This window comes from Parabacteroides sp. ASF519 (assembly GCF_000364265.2).
Lineage (GTDB): Bacteria > Bacteroidota > Bacteroidia > Bacteroidales > Tannerellaceae > Parabacteroides > Parabacteroides goldsteinii.
This window is the reverse complement of record NZ_AQFV02000006.1, coordinates 4,543,257-4,569,782: the sequence shown is the minus strand read 5'-3', so window position 1 is coordinate 4,569,782 and position 26,526 is coordinate 4,543,257. Positions and strand designations below refer to the sequence as shown.

Annotated in this window: 12 protein-coding genes; 11 read left to right on the top strand and 1 reads right to left on the bottom strand. The window is 43.9% G+C overall.

Going from position 1 to position 26,526, the window contains the following annotated elements; genetic code table 11:
• Positions 1-339: 339 nt before the first annotated feature.
• Positions 340-585, bottom strand: coding sequence for an RNA-binding regulator (gene rbp / locus C825_RS18125; RefSeq protein WP_007653338.1), 246 nt, complete (start codon positions 583-585; stop codon positions 340-342).
• Positions 586-952: 367 nt separating this feature from the next.
• Between rbp and C825_RS18120 the strand changes: the two genes are divergently transcribed.
• The 11 genes from C825_RS18120 (at position 953) to C825_RS18070 (ending at position 26,494) form a co-directional block, all read left to right on the top strand.
• A complete protein-coding gene (locus C825_RS18120) occupies positions 953-4,372 on the top strand; it encodes a glycoside hydrolase family 2 protein (protein ID WP_010803540.1) in 3,420 nt (1,139 codons plus the stop codon).
• A gap of 102 nt (positions 4,373-4,474) precedes the next feature.
• The gene (locus C825_RS18115) at positions 4,475-5,401 is read left to right on the top strand and encodes an Rpn family recombination-promoting nuclease/putative transposase (RefSeq protein WP_010803539.1); all 927 of its coding nucleotides are present in this window, start codon (positions 4,475-4,477) and stop codon (positions 5,399-5,401) included.
• 184 nt (positions 5,402-5,585) lie between these two features.
• Positions 5,586-7,730: a TIM-barrel domain-containing protein gene (locus tag C825_RS18110; RefSeq protein ID WP_228100025.1), complete on the top strand. Its 2,145-nt coding sequence runs from the start codon at positions 5,586-5,588 to the stop codon at positions 7,728-7,730.
• A 187-nt stretch (positions 7,731-7,917) separates the two neighbouring features.
• Positions 7,918-11,088, top strand: a complete 3,171-nt coding sequence (locus tag C825_RS18105) for a glycoside hydrolase family 2 protein (protein ID WP_010803537.1) — start codon at positions 7,918-7,920, stop codon at positions 11,086-11,088.
• Between the two features lie 144 nt (positions 11,089-11,232).
• Positions 11,233-13,530, top strand: coding sequence for a glycosyl hydrolase family 95 catalytic domain-containing protein (locus tag C825_RS18100; RefSeq protein WP_010803536.1), 2,298 nt, complete (start codon positions 11,233-11,235; stop codon positions 13,528-13,530).
• 225 nt (positions 13,531-13,755) lie between these two features.
• The gene (locus C825_RS18095) at positions 13,756-15,141 is read left to right on the top strand and encodes an alpha-L-fucosidase (protein ID WP_007653355.1); all 1,386 of its coding nucleotides are present in this window, start codon (positions 13,756-13,758) and stop codon (positions 15,139-15,141) included.
• A gap of 27 nt (positions 15,142-15,168) precedes the next feature.
• Entirely contained in the window at positions 15,169-17,511 is a 2,343-nt protein-coding gene (locus C825_RS18090) for a glycoside hydrolase family 3 N-terminal domain-containing protein (RefSeq protein ID WP_010803535.1), read from the top strand.
• 270 nt (positions 17,512-17,781) lie between these two features.
• Positions 17,782-20,913 (top strand): SusC/RagA family TonB-linked outer membrane protein, encoded by a 3,132-nt coding sequence (locus C825_RS18085; protein WP_121719493.1) that lies wholly within the window; start codon positions 17,782-17,784, stop codon positions 20,911-20,913.
• Between the two features lie 21 nt (positions 20,914-20,934).
• Entirely contained in the window at positions 20,935-22,809 is a 1,875-nt protein-coding gene (locus C825_RS18080) for a RagB/SusD family nutrient uptake outer membrane protein (protein WP_010803532.1), read from the top strand.
• A 32-nt stretch (positions 22,810-22,841) separates the two neighbouring features.
• Positions 22,842-23,381, top strand: a complete 540-nt coding sequence (locus tag C825_RS18075; RefSeq protein ID WP_007653362.1) for a DUF5018-related domain-containing protein — start codon at positions 22,842-22,844, stop codon at positions 23,379-23,381.
• Between the two features lie 206 nt (positions 23,382-23,587).
• Positions 23,588-26,494 (top strand): glycoside hydrolase family 2, encoded by a 2,907-nt coding sequence (locus tag C825_RS18070; RefSeq protein WP_010803531.1) that lies wholly within the window; start codon positions 23,588-23,590, stop codon positions 26,492-26,494.
• Positions 26,495-26,526: the final 32 nt, after the last annotated feature.

Here is a 26,526-nt window from a genome sequence, read left to right as displayed (position 1 = left end):
AGGTATTCGGATGAAAATAAGTCATAGGTTTGAGATAAAAAGGTAGTAGGGCGACGAATTATAAGAGGTGGTATCGAACGGTTACAGGTACTTTTTATGAATTGAAATGACTGTTCTTTGGTTAAAATCTCGTTAAAATGATGGTTGTATGTTAGATTAGTGATAGTTAAAAGCGGTAACTGTCATAGGTTAATGTGCATGTATATAGAGATTTACACGAGTGAATGATAGTATGATAGTTGATTCGTAGAAAACCTGACACTGTAAACGCAAAAAAAGGATATCCCATATGGAATATCCTTTCTTCTACTGATATATAATAAATATAATGTCAGTCAATTAGTTTCTGGGAAGTGCTTCTTTCACTACCATTGCCCGGCCTTCGTATTCTGCACCGTTCAATTCGTTGATAGCTTTGAAGGCTTCTGCATTTTCCGGCATTTCAACAAAAGCAAAACCTTTTGATCTTCTGGTGTCGCGGTCTACAATAAGTTTTACAGAATCAACTGTTCCGAACTCTTCCATTACATCTCTCAAATCTGATTCCTTAACATTGTAGCTAAGGTTACCAATATACATGTTCATAAATATAAAAATAAAAAATTAATAATATAACAATAAAACTTTAGGAAGGTCTTTATCAGAGATGGAAATACTCAATGTTTATAACTGAGGAGATACATGTGAAAGTAAGATCGAAATAAATCTCTTATTGTTTCTGATGCAAAGTAACGGAAACAATTTGGATAATGAACTATATATCTTGTTTATTATTCAATAATATATTATTATTATGAAATAAGGTCATTAATTAGTAATATGCCGTTATTCCGTTTTGTATAAGTTTATCCGGCATTAGTTCCATCCTCTCGTTTTTTCTATCGGAAAAATATACGGGTAAAGCGGGCATATATTCGTAATATTGCAGTAGAAATATTAAATATGATATAGCATGAATAACCTTGAACGATCCAGGCACAGGAGGCCTGTTCTAAGTACCTTGATCTTGTTACTTTCGATTGTAACAATGAGCGCACAAACAACGACCTTGCATCCGGTTGCTTCCAACGACTGTGGTGTGGACGGCAAACAGCCGTTTCTGGTAAAAGGCGATAATTATACCATGCCCGATGAAACGGGAGGAAGTATGACGGCAAGAACCTGCAATTTCGGAGGGTCTGTTATCTATGCTTTCGACCGTTTGGATATACAGGCGGATTACCAGTTGGAGGTAGTCTATCTGGTGGACAGCGAGCGGCGGCAACGGATCGTAGCCGATGGAAACGAGGTGCAGGCTCCTGTCGTTCTTGAAAAAGGGAAGGAACAGCGTTATCGTATCGACCTGCCGAAAAAGGCATTTGCGTATGGGCAGTTGGTACTGGTTTTCGAAGTATTGAAAGGACCGAATGCCATTGTTTCGGAATTGAATCTTTATTCATCCAATCCAAAGAAACCGATTCCTTTTGAAGGGGATAAAAAGCTGGCGCTGGCGCAGACGCAAAGTTATCGGGTGGATACGACCGTGAATGTGGAAGAACATCTTCCGGTTTATACAATTGTTCCGTACAGTGTGCCGGGCGTGTATAATCCGGTTCTGTCATTGAACGGAACCTGGCAGTTTAATCCGTCTCCGAAAGCTGATTTTTATACCCGTAAGGCCGATACGGACGGATGGAGTCCGATTGTCGTGCCCGGACAATGGTCGATGCAGGGATTCAAAGTCGATTCTGCCGGTTTTGGAGGTTATCAGACTCTTTTTACGTTGCCGGCGGACTGGAAAGGCAAGCAGGTGAAGTTGCGTTTCGACGGTGTATCCAGCGAATGTATTGTCTGGCTGAACGGAAAAGAGATAGGGACCCATATGGGAGGTATGACTGCGTTTGAGTTGGATGCTACTACAGCTTTGCAACCGGGAGAAAACAGATTAGCACTGAAGGTCCGTAGCGAATCGCTGGCAGATATGCTGGGAAGCCTGACGCAGTATGCCGCTCATCAACTGGGAGGTATTACGCGCAAAGTCACGCTTTTTGCCGTACCCGATGTGCATATTTCCGATCTCCGTATCGTGACGGAGTTGGATGAACAATATAAGGATGCTGAACTCAAAGTGTATCTGGCTGTGACAAATGCCGGAAAGGAGACGGAGAAGAATATAGCAGCGCGTCTTTCTATCGGCGGCCTTCCCGTTGTTCTCGATCAGGTAATTCCGGAACTGTCTCCGGGCCAAAACTGGACCGGATGGTTAACCGGAAAAGTGGCCGATCCCCGGAAATGGGATAATGAGCATCCTTATTTATATACGATGAAAATAGAATTGGGAAATGCGGACGTAACCACTGAACAGATAGAGAAACGTTTCGGTTTCCGTGAAGTAGAAGTGCAGGGCAACCGTCTGTTGGTAAACGGCAAGCCGGTAAAGTTGAGAGGCGTCTGCCGTCATGAAGCGCACCCGCTTACCGGTCGTGTCATGACTCCGGAGTTGGAACGGAAAGATGTGGAATTATATCGTGCCGCTAACTGTAATTTTATCCGTACGTCACATTATCCTCCTTGCGAAGAATTACTTGAAATCTGTGATGAACTGGGAATGTTCGTCGAAGTGGAAGCACCTGTTTGCTGGATTGGTCATCATGCGAATGAGAACTGGAAAGTACTCGATTACCAGGATAGTACATATTATCCGTATGTCTTGCAGGCAAATATGGAGACGATTCATTTCTACCGGAATCATCCGTCCGTTATCTTCTGGTCGATTGCCAACGAATCGTATTGGAACAAAGAGTTTGCCCAGGTTGAGGTATATGTGAAGAAAGCCGATCCGACTCGTCCGCATACTTTCCATGATCAGGCATACGGCGGTTTCAATAACCAGGGAAGTACGGCTCCAATCTCCAATATTCACTATCCCGGACCGGATGGATATAAGGTTGCCGCCAAGAGTGACCGCCCGATGGTGTATGGGGAATATTGCCACCTGAATGTTTACAACCGCTGCGAGTTGGTGACCGATCCGGGTGTACGTAGCGACTGGGCGCTGGCACTGTCTCCGACTTGGGAGAATATGTATAAGACGGATGGTGTGCTGGGTGGTTCTATCTGGTCGGGTATCGACGATATTTTCCAATTGCCGAATGGGGATGCTGTGGGTTACGGTCCGTGGGGACCGATAGACGGATGGCGTCGTCCGAAACCGGAATATTGGGATATGAAAAAAATATATAGTCCGATTCGTGTGCAAACAGACCGGTTATCGCCTGCTAAAGAGTTGGTTATTCATTTGGAAAACAGATATACCTATACTGATTTCAATGAATTGCAGCTCAACTGGAAATATGGGGATGAACAGGGAGTTTCCTTTGCCTCGATTAAGCCGGGAGAGAGCGGTCAGATACGTATTCCGATTATGAATCCGGATCAGGCAAACGAGCTGTATCTTTCTTTTACCGATCCGCGCGGTTTCATTGCCGACGAGTATATCATCCCGGTAGGTAAACAGGTTCAGAATGAATTGCCGGAATTGCAGCCGCTTACGACACAACTGAAGAAAGCAAGTGACCGTTATCGCATTACCGGCAAAAACTTTATTTGTGAAGTGAGCCGCACGACCGGACAAATCCTGTCGTTGAAACAGGGAAAGCAGGAGATACTGAACGGCGGTCCGTGGCTGATGGCGCTTCCTCTGAATGGCGGCGGTTGTTATCCGAACCATAATGCAAATACTCCTTTATTTAATGATATTTGCACGGAATGGAAACCGACGGAAATCGATGCGGCAAAAGTCGGTGACGATGTCATTGTCACGGTAAAAGGAAGCTATAAAGAATTTGAAGGAAGCTATAAACTGACTGTCAACGCGGCCGGAAAACTTTCTGTCAGCTATTCATTTAATGCGCTGGCTGACGTAAATCCCCGCCAATGGGGATTGGTTTTTGAGGCTCCGGCAACCTTCAATAAAACATTTTGGCGTCGTGATGGTCTGTGGAGTGTTTATCCGGAAGACCATATCAGTCGTCCGGTAGGAGAGGCAGACCTGTTTTATTCCGGTTTACCCTCGCATCTCAATCCGCGGGTGGAACCTACCTGGTCGTGGAGCCTCGATTACAATGAATTGGGAAGCAACGATTTCCGCTCTACCCGTCGTAATATCTGGTACGCCGGCCTAACCAATGCCGCAGGCAATAAGGTAACCGCCGTTTCAGATGGCAAACAGCACTGGCGTTCATGGCTGGAAAAAGACCGTATCCGTTTCCTGGTGGCAGATTTCGTCACTGCCGGCAACGAAATGTTCTTGAGTAGCTATTATGCTCCGTTCAGAAAACCGTTAAAGGCAGGGGATAATATTAGTGGTGCGATTGTATTGCATACGAACTGATTTGAAATATTCAGGGAGAGGAGGTAAAATAGTAAGACTTCCGTAAACTATATTGACTTGGATTGCTTATATTTGCATAGAAATGTTTAATCGTATTGCCTTATGAAAGATAGTTATATCCGCTTTGACTGGGCCATCAAACGTCTTTTGCGTCAGAAAGCTAATTTCGGAGTGCTGGAAGGCTTCCTTTCCGTGTTGTTGGACGAAAAGGTTGAAATCATCGAGTTGTTGGAAAGTGAAAGTAACCAGCAAACCATTGACGATAAATTCAACAGAGTAGATATCAAGGCTAAAAACAGCAAGGGTGATATCATCATTGTGGAAGTACAGAATACACGTGAACTCTATTATCTTGAACGCATCCTTTATGGTGTGGCTAAGGCGATTACAGAACATATCTCTTTGGGAGAACGTTATTGCGAAGTGAAAAAAATATACTCCATAAGTATTCTATATTTTGATATAGGAAAAGGGGACGATTACCTGTATCATGGGCAGAATATTTTCACGGGGGTACATACGGGTGATCGTTTGGAAGTGACTACCAAAGAGAAAAATGCAATTGTGCATAAGCTTCCGGCTGAAATTTTTCCGGAATACTACCTGATTCGTGTGAACGAGTTTAATCAAGTAGCTGTGACCCCGTTGGAAGAATGGATAGAGTATCTGAAAACAGGGTGTATCCGCTCTGATACAACGGCTCCCGGTCTGGAAGAGGCGCGTGAGAAACTACGTTATTATAATATGACTCCCGAAGAACGTCATGCTTACGATGAACACCTGAATGCCATTATGATACAAAATGATGTTCTGGATGGTGCAAAGCTGGAAGGTCTCATGGAAGGTCGTATGGAAGGGCGTGTAGAAGGGCGTGTAGAAGGACGTATGGAAGGGTTAGCCGAAGGTCGCGTAGAAGGTGAAGTCCGAAAGCAAAATGAGATTGCTGCAAATATGAAAAAGTTAGGTCTAGATATTCAACTTATTTTGGAGGCTACTGGTCTAACGCTTGAAGAAATAGAGAAACTGTAATAATCTTGTAAGATTATTTTTTACCCCAATATCCATGCATATAAAGATATTGGGGTTTTTTATGTGTTTACGTGAATAGTATAGCATTTATCGAATGATTGTCCATCTTTTATCTTGTATAGTCTATTTGTTCTTTTAAAGAAAAACTCTTATTTTGCGGAGTAAATACGTATATAACAATACCATGAGAAGACTTACCTTATTACTAGCGTCTATCGGCTTAGTCATGACAGCCTATAGTCAACCGAACGTAACCCCAAAAGAATGGGGCAATAATGAATATGCCGGAATATGGAAACTGTCAGTAGGCACACCCGAAAAGATCAACCTGCTGAGCGAACTCGATATAACTCCGAAGAAAGAAGCCTTGCAGCAGATGGCGGAAGGTCGGTTACCTATTTCACCGGCTGATGTAAAAACAGAATTAAGGGATGGCAAAACGTATATCAGTTTCCCGTTGGAAAGAGGGGAGAAGATATTCGGTCTGGGGCTTAACTTCAAAACCGTCGAACAACGGGGCCGTATCATGCGGCTGCACATGGATCATTACACCGGAAGCGATAACGGCCGTACCCATGCACCGGTTCCTTTCTTCGTCTCTTCCCGCGGATATGGTGTATTAATCAATTCCGCCCGCTATATAGATTTATGGGTAGGAACGGCCGTTCGCAAGGGACCGAATGCCCCGGAGGAACAAGACCGTAATACAGATCCGACCTGGCCTGCACAACCTTATTCCGACAATATTGAAGTCCTGGTTCCTGCACAAGGTGTGGAATTGGTTTTCTTTGCCGGACCAACCATGCAGGATGTTGTTCGCCGTTACAATCTGTATAATGGTGGTGGCGCTTTGCCTCCGCGTTGGGGACTGGGTTTCTGGCACCGTACACCGACTTTGTTTACCGATAACGATGTAAAGAAAGAGGTGGATGAATTTGAGAAACGTGGATTTCCTCTTTCCGTGATCGGCCTTGAACCGGGATGGCATAGTAAAGCTTATCCTTGTACCTACGAATGGGATAAAACCCGTTTCCCGGATGCTCCCGGCTTTGCCAAAGAGATGCTCGACCGGAATATACGGTTGAACCTCTGGATGAATCCGTATGTATCCAAACATAGTGAAGTATACGATAAAATAAAACCCTATACCGGTTCTCATACGGTCTGGCTGGGTGAGGTTCCCGACTACTCCATGCCTGAAGCCTGTAAAATCATGACCGATCACTTCCGTAAACATCAGGTCGACCTGGGAATAAGCGGATATAAGATGGATGAGAATGACGGATATGATTCCTGGTTGTGGCCTGACGTAGCGACGTTTCCTTCCGGTATCCCGGCGGAACAGTTGCGTAACCTGTATGGTTCGCTGATGCAACAGGCAACGGTAAAGATGTATCGTGAAAAGAATCTGCGTACTTATGGGCAGGTGCGTGCCGGTAATGCGGGAACGAATGCTTATCCTTATGTCCTGTATAATGACTATTACGACCATCGCGGTTTTATCACCGCTTTGATAAACAGTTCTTTTATCGGCGTGTTATGGACACCGGAAGTTCGTTCCTCCAAAACATCGGAAGAATGGCTTCGACGGATGCAGACTGTTTGTTTTTCGCCTATTGCACAGTTGAATGCCTGGGCGGACGGAACGAAACCATGGACTTTTGCAGATGTAGAAGATGATATTCGTGAGATCGCTTTGTTGCGTATTCAGTTGATACCTTATTTATATACCGCTTTTGCCGATTACGCATTCTACGGAACACCTCCGGTGCGTGCCATGAATCTGGAAGAAGGTTATTCTGTCGAAGCACAGACGGAAGAAGGTAAGCTGGATGCAACTGAGAATCCGTATGCGATGGCTGTACGCCGGGAAGTGAAAGACCAGTTTATGGTCGGCGAGAATATCCTGGTCGCTCCTTTGTTTGCCGGAGAGAAAGAACGTAAAGTAGTTCTCCCGCAAGGTAAATGGTATGATTTTTACACCGGAAAGTTTGCCGGTGAGGGAGAAGTCATAACTGTTATCCCGGCTGACCGCCATATTCCTGTATATGTAAAAGACGGCGGTATTATCCCACTCTGGCCTGCCATGTCGAAATTCGGTGATCAGAAATATCCGCTGGAAGTACGGCATTATGGAAACAAACCGGGCACATATTCTTTATATGATGATGACGGAAGTTCCTATAACTACGAAAAGGGAGAGTTTACCCGCATCGACCTGACCGTTACGGTTGATAAGAAAGGAAAGAAAAAAGGGAAAGCCGTTCAACCGAAAGGAAAAAAGATTTGGTCATTCAGTGAATATAATTTCAAGTTTATGACGGAATAAGCAAATACTCTTTCCATATCACAGATGTATTTCTTTTGTTTCACAGTTGGATTCCGTTTGTATCACAGTTGAGTTTCTTTTGTTTCACAGCTGTGATATGAATAAAGAATTGGAGTTTATCCACACATGCTGGCGGGTAAATCATACTGTGACCGGGCTAATTGACTGTATCAGAAACTAATTTTATATGAAGCTAAGCAAAACTATTTCACTAACACTACTTTCTTTAACTCTGGGATGTTATCTGCATGCGCAGGATATTCAATCGTTGGCAGGAACCTGGCAGTTCAGTCTCGACCCTGCCGATCAGGGGATGAAAGAAAACTGGCAAGACCGTTCGTTTGATAAAACGATTGCCTTGCCGGGAACAACCGATGAAGCGCAATATGGCGAGAAGACGTCCGGTTCCGATTTCGGTATCTTGACCCGTGCTTATAAATACTACGGTCCGGCCTGGTATTCGAGAGAAATTGAAATTCCATCCGAATGGAACGGAAAACGCATTCGGATGGAACTGGAACGCGTCTTATGGGAGTCACGTGTTTTTGTGGATGGAAAGGAGGTGTCCGTGCAGGATGCTTTGTCTACTCCCCATTACCATGATCTCGGTTATCTATCCCCTGGTAAGCATCGTTTGACTATTCGTATCAATAATGATCTGATCTATAATATTGGCGATAAAGGTCATGTCTATACGGAATATACGCAAAGTATCTGGAATGGAGCTGTCGGACGCCTGCAACTGAAGGCGATCGAGCCGGTTCATTTCTCTAATCCGCAGGTGTTTACCAAGGTTTCTCCCTGTTCTCTGCAGCTGATGGATATCTTGATGAATACTTCATCCAAAGAGGTCGATGCACATATAACCTGGCAACTGACCGAGCGTGGGAGTGGAACGGTTGTTTTTACGGAAACAACCGAACAGCCGTTACGGAAGGGAGCGAACGTACTGAATTTTAAAGCATCTATGCCGCAGGGTATCAAGCTATGGAATGATGTCACTCCCCATTTGTATCAGTTGAAAGTTACCATACGGGATAAAAAGAAAATATACGATACCCGTGAAATTGAGTTCGGTTTCCGGGAAGTGACAACATCCAAATCAAAAATTCTTATCAACGGAAAACCTGTTTTTCTGCGTGGTAATCTCGATTGCGTGCATTTTCCGCTGACGGGTTATCCGTCTTGTAAGGTAGAAGATTGGGAAAAGATTTTCCGTATTTATAAAGACTATGGTCTGAACCATGTCCGTTTTCATTCCAGGTGTCCTCCGGAAGCTGCTTTTATCGCGGCTGACCGGATCGGTATTTATATCCAGGCAGAAACGATTTGGATCGACTGGTGGATGTCTGTCGAGCAGAAAGAACGGAAAGAGATGGATACCAAAGGCCATCCGCAGGGATTGGGTAAGAATCCTTCGGCCGACCGGTATGTGCAGCAGGAATTAACCCGTATGATCGATGCTTACGGCAACCATCCGTCTTTCATTATGCAATGTATCGGTAACGAGTTGGGTAACTCTGATTTCGAAGTGATGGAGTCGTGGATGAAACCCTTGAAAGAAAAAGACTCGCGCCGCCTGTATGCAACTTCAACGGCTCGTAAGATCATGCCGCTCGATCAATATATGGTCACCCATTATATGGACGGACTGGGCGGAACCCGCGGTCTTCGGGGCGGTGCTTCTACCGCCTGGGACTTTGAAGATGTGTATTCACGTTCGGACATCCCTATTCTTTCGCATGAGATCGGGCAATGGCCGGTTTATCCGAAATGGGAGGAGATAAAGAAATATACAGGTGTACTGAAAGCCCGTAACTTCGAAGAGTTCCGCGAACAGGCACGCAAAAACAGGATAGAGGAACAGAATGAGGAATTTGTCGCAGCTTCCGGTGCCCTGAACCAGATCATGTACAAATATGAAATAGAATCCTTCCTTCGTACGCCTTCCTGTGCCGGCATCCAGTTGCTTAGCATGCAGGATTATCAGGGGCAGGGCGAAGCGTTGATCGGTTGGCTGGATGTTTTTTATGACAGCAAAGGCATTACAACGCCTGAACAGTTCCGTGCGCACCATGATACGACAGTTCCTTTGTTACGTATGCCTAAATATGTATGGGAAAACAACGAACCTTTTACGGCTGAAATGCAGTTGGCACATTACGGAACCGAAGATTTGCAGGAGGGGCTTTACTGGAAGATTAAAGATGAAGACAGTAATCTGGTCGCTTCCGGAAAGACTGCATCCCGCCGTTGGCCCGTAGGTACTTCCGAACTGGGAGGTAAAATAAATTGTGATCTTTCTTCTATCTCTGCCGCTCAAAAACTGACGGTTGAAGTCGGTTTGCAGGGACGGTCCATCGTTAACCGTTGGAATATCTGGGTTTATCCGTCTGCAAAATCTTCGGGCAAACCTTTTGTGGCCGAAGATGTGTATGTCACCGACCGGATGGATGCGGAATGCCTGAAACGTTTGGAAAAAGGAGAGAAGGTTCTTTTGCAGGCGTCTGCTTTAGGGACGGAAGAAACCTGCGATAAGATTAGTTTTTATCCTTTATATTGGTCGCTGACTTTCTTCCCCGGGCAGGGTAAGAATACGATCGGTATGATTGTTCGCGATAAACATCCGTTGTTTGCACAGTTCCCGACCGATTCACATAGCGACTGGCAGTGGCAATCCGTTTATAAAGATGCTCGTGCCTTCTATATAAACGACTATCCGGAAAGTTATAAGCCGATTGCGCAGCCGGTCGATGATTTCCACCGGAATAATAAGCTGGCCTCTATCTTTGAGTTGAAAGTGGGAAAAGGAAAATTGCTTGTCTGCGGCTTTGACCTGAAAGATGAAAAGAATCCGGCTGCACGCCAGTTGAAGAACAGCATCCTGCATTATATGAGTTCGGACGATTTTGATCCTTCGTATGAAAAAGATATTGCCTCCTTGCAGAAAATGCTGACTTATGTGGAACCATTGAAGAGTACTGTTACCGGCGAGTTCAGCAATGCTTTGCTGTATATAGACTGTGCAGCTCCGGATAAAACCTTTGCCAATAAGAAGACTACATACGAGATAACTCCCGACTGGCAGGCAAAGGAGATGGAGTTGACGATCCAATGTCCTCCGGGAATCATCGGTTCCTTATATGTTTGTTTTGCCGACAAGGATAAGAAAGGACGCACGGGGCATCTAGTCTTCGAAGGTCGTGACTACGAATTGGTAAAACAAGAGAATGAAGAGTCATGGGTTAAACTCCATATTATGCGTGAAGATTCAAATGACGGAATACTTCGTTTGAAAGCAAAGCTGAAGAATGGTCCTGATCTGGTTATTTCGAAAGTGGCTATCGTGGAGGAATGATCGTTCAATAAAGACTGTCGGTTTTTTGTAAAATTAGGGAATCTTTTTGCAGAATCCGATATGGATATAAAGAAAAGAGGAAGTATGTTGCTTTTATATATTTCCTCTTTTTATCTTTGTATATAAGTGAAAAAAACAGATATTATGAAGAAAAACTTATTATTAGCATTAAGTGTGTGGTTACTGACATCCTGCAATGCCGGAATTGATCTTCCGGTTAGACCGTCGGATAGCGATTTACAATTCTCCGATCTGGCAAAGACTTGGGATGAGGGAATGCCATTAGGAAATGCGACTGTTGGTGCCCTGGTTTGGCAGCGGGATTCGGCTTTACGCTTATCCCTGGACAGGACAGACCTTTGGGATTTGCGTCCGATGGATAGTATCTCCGGTCCGAATAACCGGTTTGCCTGGGTTCGTGAACAAGTGAAGAAAAAGGATTATCTTCCGGTTCAGCAGAAATACGACCATCCGTATGACCGTCAACCGGCTCCGTCCAAAATACCGGGGGCGGCGCTGGAATTTTCTTTGGAAGAACTGGGCTCTCCTTCTGATGTCCGTCTTTATCTGAATGACGCGCTTTGTGAAGCGACGTGGGATAACGGAACCACGTTGAAAACTTTTGTTCATGCCACCGAACCGGTCGGTTGGTTTGTTTTCGAGAATTTACCCTCGTCAATAACTCCTACCTTAATTTCTCCCAAATACAGTACAGGAGGAGATAAAGCCGGTAATTCTGTAGAAGGGCAGGATTTGCGTCGTCTAGGTTATAAACAAGGTACTATTGATGAAGATGCGAATCAGATAGCCTATCATCAGGAAGGCTGGAATGGTTTTTCGTATGATGTGAATGTTCGTTGGGAGCAGAAAGGAAAGACGCTGTATGGTGTCTGGAGTGTGACTTCTTCATTGGAATCCGATAAGGCAACTGAAAAGACACAGGAAGCCATGACACGCGGAGTGAATCAGGATTATCAGTCTCACCTGAATTTCTGGAAGAACTATTGGGCACAGTCATCCGTCACACTTCCGGATCCTGTTTTGCAGAAACAATATGATAATGAAATGTATAAATATGGTTCTGCCACCCGCGAAAACTCTTATCCTATCTCTTTGCAGGCTGTATGGACTGCCGATAACGGTAAACTCCCGCCCTGGAAAGGCGATTATCATCATGACCTGAATACTCAACTCAGTTACTGGCCGACTTATACCGGCAACCACCTGACGGAAGGTTTGGGTTATCTGAATACGCTTTGGAATCAGCGGGATGTCTATAAGGAATATACCCGCCAGTATTTTGAAACGGATGGTATGAATGTCCCCGGTGTATGTACGTTGTTAGGTGTTCCGATGGGTGGATGGATTCAATATTCCATGTCGCAGACGGCCGGAGCCTGGCTGGCACAGCATTTTTATCTTCACTGGAAATATTCGATGGACCGTGATTTCCTGAAAGACCGTGCTTATCCTTTCCTGAAAGACGTGGCTACATACCTGGAACAAATATCCGTGGTGGATGCTCAGGGTGTTCGTAAACTGACCATGAGTTCCAGTCCTGAGATATACGATAACTCGATCAACGCCTGGTTTAAGGATATGACAAACTATGATCTGGCTTTGATGAAGTTCGCTTTCAGTGCCGCATCTGAACTTGCCGGGGAATTAGAGATTCCGGAAGAGGCCGCTCATTGGAAAAAACTGAATGAACAACTACCGGAACTGGATGTGGATAAGGATGGTGCCTTGACGTTTGCCAAAGGTTTCTCATACGATCAGTCCCACCGTCATTTCTCTCATGCGATGGCTATCCATCCGTTGGGTTTGCTGGATTGGAGCCAGGGTGAAAAGTCACAACAGATCATTAAAGCTACAATAAAGAAGTTACAGGATTATGGTCCCGATTACTGGACCGGTTATTCATACAGTTGGTTTGGTAATATGAAAGCCCGTGCATTTGATGGTGATGGTGCCGCCCGGGAATTGCGTACATTTGCTGAATGTTTTTGCTTGCGTAATACATTCCATGCCAACGGCGACCAGACAAAAACAGGGAAGTCCAAATTCACATACCGTCCGTTTACCCTGGAAGGTAACTTTGCCTTCGCTGCCGGTATCCAGGAAATGCTTTTGCAAAGTCATACCGGAATCATCCGTGTGTTCCCGGCGATCCCTTCCGACTGGTCGAATGTCTCTTTTGATAACCTTCGTGCCATGGGTGCTTTCCTTATCTCTGCCGAAAAACAAAACGGAAAGATCACCAAACTTCGCATCTATCCTGAACAGGGCGGAACATTACGTCTCGCTTCTCCGTTCGGAACAGACGAAGCAGTAGTAACGGGTAATGCCGGAGATGTAACGAACGAGGATGGCATATTATCGTTTGAAACCCGTAAAGGTGAATGGGTGGATATAAAGCCGGCAGATCATCGTATTGAATAGTTCTTTGGAATAAATAGAACAGAAAGTGTATGGACCGGGCTGAGATTGAATGTCGTCTGACAAATCAATCACTCGCCCCGGTCCATACATTTTTTTGTTACATATTGTCTGGATTACATTTTTACATTTGGGATATTTTCTATAACTTGCCGTGATTTTTAATACTAAATCTGATTTGACTTAAACGAAAAATTAAGAATGTACAATAATTAAAACAATCATTTTATGAAATTCCAGAAAACACTATTCGGATGTTTAGTTGGCGTAGCTTTGTCTATGAATGTAAACGCCCAAGAAGTACAAGGATTCGTTCATGAACGTTCTACTGATTATGAATGGCCTACAGATCAACAGGTCTTGGATAAACTTGATAAATGGCAGGACCAGAAATTCGGTGTATTATTCCATTGGGGACTTTATTCGGTTCCGGGTATTGTAGAGTCATGGTCTATTTGTTCAGAGGATGTAGACTGGATTTCCCGTAAAAAGGATATGACGTACGATGAATACAAGAAGTGGTATTGGGGATTGAAGGAATCACTGAACCCGACACAGTTCAATCCGGACAAATGGGCTGATATTATGAAGGATGCCGGAATGAAATATATGATTTTTACAACCAAACATCATGATGGTTTCTGTATGTTTGATTCAAAATATACAGATTTTTCTATTGCAAACGGTCCTTTTGCCAATAACCCCAAAAAAGATGTAGCCCGTTATGTCTTTGACGCATTCCGTCAGAAGGATTTCATGATCGGGTGTTATTTCTCCAAACCGGACTGGCATTGCGAATGGTTTTGGAATCCTTATTTTGCAACTCCCAACCGCCGCCAGAATTATAAGATAGACCGTCATCCGGACTGGTGGAAAAATTACCAGGAATTTACCTATAACCAGATGGATGAACTGATGACTAATTATGGCAACTTCGATATCCTTTGGCTGGATGGCGGCTGGGTGACCGGTGGAGATGTCCATCTGGATAAATTATTGAACAAGGTACGTACTTCTACTCAACCGGGGTTGATTTCTGTGGATCGTACTATCCGTGGAAGAAATGAAAATTATCAAACTCCGGAACGTAGTATTCCTGAGACTCAGTTGAATAATCCCTGGGAAAGTTGTATTACTTTGAGCAACGACTGGGGATGGGTTCCTAATGCTCCTTATAAATCACCGACGAAAGTTATCGGTCTGCTGGCTGAAATCACGGCTAAAGGCGGATGTCTGCTGCTGGGTGTCGGTCCTACGCCACAGGGTACTATTGAAGATGCTGTTGCAGAACGTTTGCATGTGATCGGTGACTGGCTGAGAGCCAATGGAAAGGCTATTTACAACACTCGTATCACTCCGGTTTATAATGATGGAAATGTTTGGTTTACAGCAGACAAGGACGGTAAAACATTATATGCTGTTTATGCTTTGCCGGAAGGAGAGAATTTGCCTGAAACAATTGAATGGACAGGGAACATTCCGACAGGAAAAATGAAAATGCTGAAAGGTAACAAAACAGTGAAATATACCAGCAAGGACGGTAAGGTAAAAGTTATTCTTCCGAAAGGGTTGAAAAACGAACCGGTTGCTTTGCAGTTCACTTTGAAGAGATAATAAATGAAATAAAATAACACATGTTATATGAGTAAAACAACTTCTTTAATTATCGGGCTTATCGCCTTTGCAGGACATGCAATGGCACAACAACCGTTATACAAACAGGCTACGGCTCCTGTTGAAGACAGAGTAAAAGATCTTATAGGGCGTATGACAGTTGAAGAAAAAGTCGGCCAGTTATGTTGTCCGCTGGGTTGGGAAATGTATACCAAAACGACAAACGGCGTTGTTGCTTCCGACCTTTATAAAGAACGGATGAAGACGATGCCTATCGGTTCATTCTGGGCAGTCCTTCGAGCCGATCCCTGGACACAAAAAACGTTGGAGACAGGATTGAATCCGGAACTGTCAGCTAAAGCATTAAATGCCTTACAAAAATATGCCGTAGAAGAAACCCGCCTGGGAATCCCTGTCCTATTCGCAGAAGAATGTCCGCACGGACATATGGCAATTGGTACCACTGTCTTCCCGACATCTTTGTCGCAGGCAAGTACCTGGAATGCAGAGTTAATGCATCGGATGGGAGAGGCTATTGCCCTGGAAGCACGTTCACAGGGGGCCAATATCGGTTATGGTCCGGTGCTGGATATTGCCCGTGAACCCCGTTGGTCACGTATGGAAGAGACTTTCGGTGAAGATCCTGTGCTGACAACTCATCTGGGAGTTGCCTTTATGAAAGGTATGCAGGGTAAATCGCAGAATGACGGAAAGCATTTGTATTCTACCTTGAAACATTTTGCCGCTTATGGCATTCCTGAAGCCGGACATAACGGTGCACGTGCCAATGTCGGTATGCGTCAGTTATTTTCCGATTATCTGCCTCCTTTCAAGAAAGCAGTGGAAGAAGGAGTCGCAACAATTATGACTTCCTATAATACTATCGATGGCGTTCCCTGTACTTCTAATAAATATTTATTGACGGATGTTCTCCGTGATCAATGGGGTTTTAAAGGGTTCGTTTATTCGGATTTAACAAGTATCGAAGGTATTGTAGGGGCAAGAGTGGCGAAAGATAATAAGGAAGCTGCCGTTCTAGCTTTAAAAGCTGGTCTTGATATGGACCTGGGAGGAAATGCTTATGGAAAGAATCTTCAGAAAGCCTTGGAAGAAGGTGCCATCACCATGGATGACCTCAACAGAGCGGTCGCTAATGTCCTCCGTCTGAAATTCCGCATGGGGTTGTTTGAGAATCCGTATGTTTCACCGGAACAGGCCAAACAGGTGGTACGTTCAAAAGCTCACAAGGAACTGGCTCGCGAAGTTGCCCGTGAAGGGATTGTTTTATTAAAAAATGAAGGTGTATTGCCTCTGAAGAAAAATATCGGAAGCATTGCCGTGATCGGTCCGAATGCAGATATGATGTATAACCAGTTGGGTGACTATACGGCTCCTCAGGAACGTGAAGAGATTGTTACGGTACTGGATGGCATACGAAAAGCCGTTTCTCCTTCAACGAAAGTGAATTACGTAAAAGGCTGTGCAATCCGTGATATAACTACCAGTAATATCCCGGCAGCGGTAGAAGCTGCCCGTGCTGCAGATGCAGTTGTTTTGGTTGTCGGTGGTTCGAGTGCCCGCGATTTCAAGACAAAATATATAGGTACAGGTGCTGCGGATGTTTCTAACGACGGAAACCAACTCCTGTCGGATATGGATTGTGGCGAAGGATATGACCGTAGCACATTGCGTTTGCTGGGCGATCAGGAAAAACTCCTGGAGGCGGTAGCTGCCACAGGTAAACCATTGGTTGTTATTTATATCCAGGGACGTACATTAAATATGAACCTGGCTTCGGAAAAGGCACAGGCGTTGCTTACTGCCTGGTATCCGGGTGAACAGGGTGGGGCAGCTATAGCAGATGTTTTGTTTGGCGATTATAATCCTGCCGGGCGTTTGCCTGTATCCGTACCCCGTAGCGAAGGTCAGTTACCCTTATTCTATTCACAGGGAAAACAGCGTGCCTATGTCGAAGAAGAAGGAACGCCTCTTTATGCATTTGGCTATGGATTAAGCTACACTAAGTTTGATTACAGTCAATTGGAGTTGCAGAAAGGTAATGGAAAAGATGTCTTGCAAACAGTCAGTTGTACGGTTACCAATACCGGAGACTGTGACGGGGAGGAAGTTGTCCAGCTTTACATCTGTGATAAAGTAGCCTCTGTTTCCCAGTCCCCAATCCTGTTAAAGGCTTTCGAACGTATCTCCCTGAAGAAAGGCGAAAGCAAGAAAGTTACTTTCACATTGGGTGAAGAAGAACTGTCTCTTTATAATATGGAAATGAAACAGGTGGTAGAACCGGGAGACTTCAAAGTCATGGTTGGAGCTGCTTCGGATGATATCCGGTTGGAAGGAGAGTTTACATTGTAATAGAAGTTTCTATATCTAAAAGAAGAGGCTGGGTTCGATGTGAGTCCAGCCTTTTTTGTGTTATATACTAAGTATATATTCAATATCTTTGATTACATTTTTCCCTTTAGTTCCTAAATTGGAACATTTTTGAAGAATCCGTTCCGTATTTAAAAGTTCTTACCACAAGCATTATACTTACTGAGAATGAGATCATAACTTACTTTGTAATCGTAAATCTTTTATGAATTAAAGTATTATGTAAAGTAGTTTTCACTAAACATTATTATTATGGAAAACAAGAAAATGTGTGTTTGGAAACGAGGGGGATACTTTTTTATTGCGACTTTATTAGGAGCGGGTCCTTTCTCAGGTCATGTTTATGCCGGAACTGATCATGATCAGTTCAACTCGGTCACTACCGAGTTGAACTATGGTTTAAATCAGAAAAAAGGAAAAAAAGTTACAGGAACGATTATCGATGAAACCGGCGAACCTGTTATTGGAGCTAATGTAGTACAAAAAGGTACTACTAATGGAAGTATAACAGATATAGACGGGCGATTCTCTTTGGAAATTCCGGAAGATGCTATTCTGGAAATATCTTATATCGGCTATCTGACCCAGTCTATTCCGGTGAAGAATAAATCTTCTTTACAAATCACTCTCCGGGAAGATACTCAAAAATTGGATGAGGTGATTGTTGTTGGATATGGTTCTACTAGTGTCCGGAAAAATACGGCCGCCTTGGCTACAGTAGATAACACGAAGGTGCTCGAAGTTCCTTTTTCGGACATGGGATCGAGTTTGCAAGGACGTGTACCAGGTGTAATTGTACAGCAGGGATCGGCTGAGCCGGGGCAGAATGGAGCCAGTGTTTCTATACGTGGTAATGGAGATCCATTATATGTGATTGACGGATTTGTTTCTTCGAGCGGCCGTTTTATGGCACTGAATAAATCGGATATCGAATCGATGACCGTATTGAAAGATGCAGCCTCTACTGCTGTTTATGGTATGAATGCCGGTAATGGTGTAGTTGTAGTCACTACTAAACAGGGGAAAGCCGGAAAGTTGAATGTAAATTATCAGGCTAATTTCGCATTCAATACACCGTCTTATCCGGCGGAGCGTTTGAATGCATATGAATATGCAACGGCCATTAATAAATTAAATCAATCTTTGGGTAATGGTCTCAATTCGTTCAGAACGCAGGAAGAGATGGCAGAGATTGAAGCGAATCTGGGTTCATACACAAACTGGGAAAATGCGTTATTACGTAATTATACACCTCAGAATGAACATACGGTATCTATTAGTGGAGGTAATGATAGGCTGAAATATTTTGGTAGTCTGAATTATCTGGGACAAAAAGGTATTTATAAATCGGATAAGTTAAATTATGACCGTTATAATTACCGGACCAATGTAAGCAGTAATTTCGATGAAATAGGTTTAACAGTCGGTTTGAATGTCAATGGAACGGTAAAAGACGAACTATATCCCAGCGCCAGTGCATATACTCTCTATTCCCGCCTGAAGGACAGGACACCTTTTGAGAAACCATATAATGAAGACGGCACAGTTTCCAATCAATTTGATAACCCAGCGTTACAACTGGATGGTCCGGGTGAAATCAAATATCGTACTGTTTATAATCAATTAGCTGTCAATCTGGAGTGGGCAGTACCTTGGGTAAAAGGCTTGAAGTTCGGTTTTGACGGAAATTATAATATCGAGAGTCAGGACAGGGCTGACTGGTATGAAAATGCCACCTATTATGATGCGGATGGGAATGCCACCTTTGAAGATCCTTCCAATATCAGTATGACTCGTTCTTCTTATCAGCACAACCGATATGATTTCAATGTGCGTGCCGATTATAAGAACACCTTTAATGAAAAACATAATGTACTGGTAACTTTAGTGCACAACCGTCAGTATTATCATGGGACATCTCTTTCTGCCAGTTCGAATACCTTCTATCTGTCGACGATACATCAGATACAAAACGGAGATGCTGCCAGTATTACGGCAAGCAACAAAGAAAGTAAACAGACCTCGATGGGATATGTAGGCCGTCTTCGTTATGACTATGACAACCGGTATATGGCAGAGTTCTCCGGACGTTACGATGGCTCGGACTGTTTTCCGAAAGGGAACCGGTTCGGTTTCTTCCCTTCCGGTTCTTTGGGATGGGCTATTTCGGAAGAAGAGTTCTTTTCGCCGGTAAAGGATTTAGGCATATTCGATTACTTCAAAGTGCGCGGCTCATACGGTGAAATCGGTTTGAACGGAGCGAAACATGACGACTATGCTTATTTGACAACTTTCAATTATAATTCTAATGCATATGTAATCGGTGGAAGTATGGTCAATTCGATTACGCCGGGGGCTACTCCCAGTATAAATATGACCTGGTACACCCGTGATAAAACAGACGTTGGTATTGATTTTTCTACGTTGGGAAACAAACTGGAAGGTTCGTTCGACTGGTTTTATGAACGGACAAAGGGATATCTGGTGGCACCGAAATATGAATATACGGATCCGATCGGTTATGACCTGCCTTTGATTGTTTCCAAGGCAGAAGACCGTTCTGAAGGATTGGATGGTTTTGTAAAATATACGGATAAGATTGGGCAAGTTAATTTCTCTGCCGGTTTCAACTTTACCTGGTATCGCTCGATTAAGGCAATAACCAATGAAGATAAAGTGACTTTGTCAAATCCTTATACTCGTGAACAAGGATATAAGCAAGGTTATCTGGGAACAGGCTTCGTCGGGACACAGTTTTATATGACTCCGGAAGATGTATTGAATAATCCGAAACGTATTAATTCGAAAGACCTGCGCCCCGGTGATTTATGGTATGCCGATGTGAATGGTGATGGTCAGATTACAGGGCAGGATCAGCGTAAATACGGAAACAATGCAAGTCCGCGTTTTGTATTTGGTATCGACTTGTCGGCAAACTGGAAAGGTTTAAATGTTTTGGCAAATATCCAGGGAACCGGTCGTAGACAGACTTATATGAGTGCTGTAGCTATGGGAAAAGAAGGTGAACGAAGGCTGGATTTTACTTATCAGCTCGATACCTGGTCACCGACTAACACCGATGCTACATTCCCTCGTCCGGGTAATACGTCGTTGAATGAAAATAATAACTATGTCGATTCTGATTTTTGGGCTCGCAATTCAAATTATGTGCGTTTGAAATCGTTGACAGTCTCATATGATTTGAAATATGCAGCTTTGAGAAGCTTGTCGTGGTTACAGAATCTGACGGTCTTTGCTTCTGGTGTGAACTTATTCGCTATCGGTCCCTCTGTGAAATATGCTGACCCTGAAGCTTCGAACTTCGACGGATATGCTTATCCGATGATGCGTACTTATTCCCTTGGATTTCAATTAGGATTTTAATAACAGATAAAAGAGTAAATTATGAAAAGAATATATATAGGCCTTGTTGTTTTAGGCCTTGCATTGACAAATACTTCATGTTCGGACTTTCTTGATACGAGACCGTATGATAAGATCATTGGGAATGATACATGGACGAGTGAAACGTTGGCAGAATCATTTGTGTATTCCATCTACTCGAGTGTACTACAAAAAAGTTTGTGGCTAGGAGCATACGGACATCGTTATTCCTGCCATGCTGAAAGTTCAACAAAGAATGCTATGACAGGTACGCTGAACAGTTCTTACTGGTCGAGGGACCGTGCAGAAGGGGTGACCGCAGATGATAATTATGAATGGTTGGATTACAGTGTTCTTTGGCGTATTCACACAGCAATGGAAGAGATTACCGCAAGTGAAATATTCTCAGAAGAATTTAAAACCCGTACTGTCGGGGAATTGAAATTTTTACGTGCAGCTCATTATTTCTTGTTTGCCCGTCAATATGGAGGACTACAGATTATTGACCGTGTGTTGTCTGTAGAGGATGATTTGCAAATACCACGTTCTTCAGTTAAGGAGACATATGATTTTATCATAAAGGATTTGGAAGAAGCGGCCCAGGCATTACCGGCAACCGGAAAAGTAGCCAGAGGACGTGTCAGCAGTATGGCTGCCCATGCTTTATTGATGCGTGTAGCAAATCAAGCGGCGGCTTATGCCGATGGTGGTTCTGCCCAAAGCCAATATTATGATAAAGTGATTGCAGCAGGTACGGCCTTAGGATTAGATGCCGATGGCAGCCAACTGAGTCCTTATTATGATATGTTCCGTTCGTACGAAACGGCAGTTACAGCACAGGAACAAATTCTGGTAGTGGAACGTCTTAAATTAAATTCATCCCTACATGATACTCCTATGCAATATCAAGGTTTATGGCATGCCGGTAATATATCGGAATATGCTAAAAAGAATTTTCCGATCCATGCAACGATGAATTATTGGGGAATGGATGGTGGTTCATGGCCTACGCAGGATTTAGTAGACGATTATCTGGTAGAAGAGACAGACGGATCGATCAAGTATTGGGAAGATGCATCGTATGTACAGACGGGGACAAACGTCGATGAAAAGATGTATTTTAGTAAGGATAAGAAAAGAGATTTACGTTTCTATACAACGATTTTATATGATAGTTGTCTGTATTTCAATGGTCAGGAACGTATTTTCTTCCGTCGTGACGGAAACTGTTCCAACTCTAACAGTCCGATCAATGCAGGAGCGGAAGATGAATACGGACGTAGGGCAGGAGATTTGGATAACTATAATTCTTCAACCGGTTATGCCATGTTGAAATATCATTATGACCCTGTTGTTTCTTTACCTGACCCAGGTTCACAAAAACTGGATTATTGTTATTCCGTATTACGTTATGGCGAGGCTTATTTAAATATGGCAGAGGCTTATCTGATGAAAGGCGATTTTGCGAATGCCCGTAAATATATGATCCCAACGATGGTAAAACATGGAGGGTTCAGTCCGGAAAAAGCTGCGGCATATCTCAATACGAAAAGCGGAAACGGCTGGAACGATCCTTTATTCGAAGCCTATAAACGTGAACGTAATGTTGAAATGGTGTATGAATGCAATGACCGCTATTGGTCTCTTTTGCGATGGGGAATGCGTCAGAGTGGCGGTGTCGGTAACGGGGCCTATGCAACGAGTGGTTTCGTTATCCCTGAATTGGTTGGACCATTACGTGGTATACGTATCTCTCGTGACGGACAGAAGTATGAATTTTTTGAAGTAAATAATGCGATAGGAGAAGCCCGGTTCTCCCCGAAACGCTATTTAGTACCGTTGAACCGTAGCTTCTGCTTGAAATCCGGTGTTGTACAGAATGCGGGATGGGAATGATCTTATTAATAGTAAATAAAAAGACAAATACAATGAAAAGATATTTTAATATATTGGTCGGATGCTTATTGATATTCTCTATGAATAGTTGTTTATATCACAATCTGGAGGATTTAGAGAACTCATCGGATAAAAAAATGACGAATGTCGATTATTCATATCGTTTTTTATATAACGATACGATTCAGAAAGGAACTGCCAATCAGGAAATTCTTGAAGGACGCGTTTGTGAAGTGATTTTTAGTAAATCGATAGAGAATGTGGAAGAAAACGGAATAACTGGTTTTAAAACGACTCTGACTCATACTCTGAATAGTATTCAGAAAGCGGGACCATCCGGTTCCGTTACGAAGGAAATGCTGTATAAGATGTTCGAAGAACAGATCGCACAGGATGGTTTATCGAAGCTCTGGGTATATGTCTCCATTTCGGATGCCGCTATCATTTCACCGTTGGAGGGAGCGCCTACGTTAGGAGCCCCCGGTGATTTTACAAAAGATCGTTATTACCGGGTGACTGCAGCAGATGGTTCCACACAGGATTATATATTGAAAACGGTTAAGGCTTTCTGATTATCCGGCTTTATTTAAAGAATAAAAAGATGTGGCTTCTTTTAACTGATAAGAGAAGATCACATCTTTTTGTTTTATCCAGTTCCTAAATTTGTTTTATTTCGGATTTATTAGTTCCGAAATAGAGCATCTTCCATTCGAAGTAGTCTTTGTGAATTGCTTTTGTATGGTTAGTTTTGTAGGGGTGATTTAAGAATAAAATACATATGAATTTGAAGCGATTTTTTCATTTATTAGTTTGGATATTATTGGCTCTTCCGGTTTGTGCTGCGGATTTCACTGTTCCGCGTCTTTCCCCTTTACCCATAAAGGTGGAAAAGCAGAAAGTACCTTTAGCAGGGTATTGGCAGTTTAACCCTTCTCCCGAAAAAGAATTTTGGAAGAAAGGAAGTGTTAGTGACTGGAAGAACATAGAGGTTCCCGGCGAATGGGTGATGCAGGGGTTTGAAGTCGAGAAGGGGAAGGCCGCCGGTTATTTCCGTACGTTTACTATTCCTTCTGCTTGGAGTGGGCAACAGATCAAACTGCGTTGTAACGGCATATACAGTGATAGCCGGATTTATATAAACGGAAAAGAGGCCGGTTCTCATTTAGGTGGTTTTACGGCTTTTGAACTGGATGTGACGGATTTGGTGCAGGTAGGAAAGGAAAACCGTATTGCAGTCTCTGTCATTTCAGAAAGTCTTGCCGATTCGACATCCAGTGCTTCTCAATATGCCGTTCATCCGTTGGGTGGTATAACAAGAGATCTTTATCTTTTTGCCTTGTCCGAGGTGAATCTTTCGATGTTCCATGCCAGTACATCTTTCGATACTTCTTATGTCGATGCCGTATTGAAGACTAATATTGAAATAACGAATGAATCGTCTGCCGTAAAATCCGGTTTGTCCCTTCATTTTACGTTGAAAGATGCAAATGGAAAAGAAATACAACTGAAAGGGAATACTCTTCCGGTTCAAAACATGGCGATGGGAGCGACGGAAAAGGTTGAAATATCTTTTGATATAGCGAAGCCGGAAAAATGGGATTCCGAGCATCCTTATTTATATACGCTCACCTGTCAGTTGAAAGAGGGGAAAAAGGTGTTGCATGAAACGGTACGCCGGGTAGGTTTCCGCCAGGTGGAAGTTCGCGGCAACCAGATGTATATAAATAATATGCCGGTAAAGCTGCGGGGTGTTTGCCGTCATGAGGTCATGCCGTTGCGCGGACGTTCTGTGAATGACGGCATGTGGCGGAAAGATGTCGAGTTGTTCCGTCGTGGTAATGTGAATTATATCCGTACGTCCCACTATCCGCCCGATGAAGCCTTACTGGAAGCCTGCGATGAACTGGGAATGCTGGTAGAAGTGGAAGCTCCTTTCTGCTGGGCACATAACACGAATGTACCGGAAGAGATGCATGATGCCGTACTGGTGAACCAGCATGTCGAGATGGTAAACCTGAACCGCAGCCATCCTTCCGTTATCATGTGGTCGCTGGGAAATGAATCGTTGAAGTATGCCGAATATTTCAAAAAGGCGGGAGAAGTCGTGAAGCAGATGGACCCGACACGTCCGCGCATCTTCAGCCAGTGGGGACCGGATGCCGATAACGGCGAACTGGAAGTAACCAATCATCATTATCCCGGGCCTACCGGACCGAATAAATACCGCAATAGCAAACGCCCCGTCACATTCGACGAGTTCTGCCACCTGAATGCTTACAACCGCTTGGAACTGGCGGCCGATCCGGGACTTCGTTCGATGTGGGGACCTCTGCTGGACCAGATGTGGAATGATATGTATCATAGCCAGGGTGTTTTGGGCGGTGCGATATGGGCTGGTATCGACGATACTTTCTTCTTGCCGGGAGAAAAGGCAGTCGGTTACGGAACCTGGGGACCGATAGACGGATGGCGGCGTGAGAAGCCGGAATATTGGGGAATGAAGAAAGCATTCAGTCCGGTTAAGATCGTACAGAAAGGAAATATGTCGGCCGACGGTATTGTCCGTTTCCATGTGGAGAACCGTCATAATTTCAGTGATCTGTCGGAATGTACCATCGTGTGGAAAGCTGGGGGAAAGAGCGGCAGGGTAACAACCGATATGGCTCCCCGTTCGGAAGGAGAGTTCGAAATTCAGTTGCCGGAATCTTTACGGAATGCGGAAAAGCTGGAACTGACGGTTACCGGTGTCCGTGGTTTTGTGATCGATGAATACAGTTTCCGTATTTTACCGGAACAGATCAAGCCACAGGGACAAGGGCAGTCAGGACAACTCTCTTGTCAGGAAAAAGCCGATGTTATCGAGATTCAGTCGGTAGGAGGAGTGTTTACTGTGGATAAACGCAACGGATTGTTGTCCGCCGGTCAGGGAGGTAATGCCGTATTGCTGCAATCACCTGCTTTGATGGTACTGCCGTTGAATGGAGATGGCGAAGGTGTCCAGATGGTCGGAAAAGACCAGAAGTTCAAGCCATATAACCCTGTCTGCGAAAATTGGTTAGCCCAGTCTGTTACCTGCCTGCCGGGTGATGAACTTATTAGTATAAAAGTAAAAGGAATTTATAAAGAAGCCGAAGGCATATTTGAATATCGTTTTCATAAGAACGGAGAAGTCACTTTTGTCTACGACTTCACTATGCTTCAGGATATTTCCCCGAGACAAACAGGGTTGGTATTTACTTTACCTTCTTCTTTTACCCATCTGGACTGGAAGCGGAAAGGCTATTGGAGTGTATATCCGGAAGACCATATAGGAGCATTGACGGGACAAGCTGAAGCATTCGATGCCTCTTTGCCTGTATCCGGACTGGCAGGTCCTTCCAAACAACCTGTAAAATCCTGGTCGTATGACCAGACGGCAGCCGGTTCAAACATGTTCCGTTCTACGAAGGAGAATATTTACTCAGCCCGGCTGAAAGACGGATCAGGACAATCTGTCACAGTGAAATCCGACGGAACGCAGTATGTCCGTGCCTGGATAGAAGGCGATGCAATTCGCTTATTAGTTGCCGATTATAACAATCCGGGAAAGGAAAACTTCCTGATCCCTCATGCCGAGAAAGGATACAAGCCGTTGCGAAAAGGCGATAAAGTACAGGGGAAAGTAACGGTTTCTTTTCATCCGTAAAGACAGATCTAAAATAGTAGAAAAAAAGGTCC

Excerpts from the sequence above, each read along its gene's own strand:
- rbp (WP_007653338.1), bottom strand. The coding sequence starts at position 585 with ATGAACATGTATATTGGTAACCTTAGCTACAATGTTAAGGAATCAGAT.
- C825_RS18120 (WP_010803540.1), top strand. The coding sequence starts at position 953 with ATGAATAACCTTGAACGATCCAGGCACAGGAGGCCTGTTCTAAGTACC.
- C825_RS18115 (WP_010803539.1), top strand. The coding sequence starts at position 4,475 with ATGAAAGATAGTTATATCCGCTTTGACTGGGCCATCAAACGTCTTTTG.
- C825_RS18110 (WP_228100025.1), top strand. The coding sequence starts at position 5,586 with ATGAGAAGACTTACCTTATTACTAGCGTCTATCGGCTTAGTCATGACA.
- C825_RS18105 (WP_010803537.1), top strand. The coding sequence starts at position 7,918 with ATGAAGCTAAGCAAAACTATTTCACTAACACTACTTTCTTTAACTCTG.
- C825_RS18100 (WP_010803536.1), top strand. The coding sequence starts at position 11,233 with ATGAAGAAAAACTTATTATTAGCATTAAGTGTGTGGTTACTGACATCC.
- C825_RS18095 (WP_007653355.1), top strand. The coding sequence starts at position 13,756 with ATGAAATTCCAGAAAACACTATTCGGATGTTTAGTTGGCGTAGCTTTG.
- C825_RS18090 (WP_010803535.1), top strand. The coding sequence starts at position 15,169 with ATGAGTAAAACAACTTCTTTAATTATCGGGCTTATCGCCTTTGCAGGA.
- C825_RS18085 (WP_121719493.1), top strand. The coding sequence starts at position 17,782 with ATGGAAAACAAGAAAATGTGTGTTTGGAAACGAGGGGGATACTTTTTT.
- C825_RS18080 (WP_010803532.1), top strand. The coding sequence starts at position 20,935 with ATGAAAAGAATATATATAGGCCTTGTTGTTTTAGGCCTTGCATTGACA.
- C825_RS18075 (WP_007653362.1), top strand. The coding sequence starts at position 22,842 with ATGAAAAGATATTTTAATATATTGGTCGGATGCTTATTGATATTCTCT.
- C825_RS18070 (WP_010803531.1), top strand. The coding sequence starts at position 23,588 with ATGAATTTGAAGCGATTTTTTCATTTATTAGTTTGGATATTATTGGCT.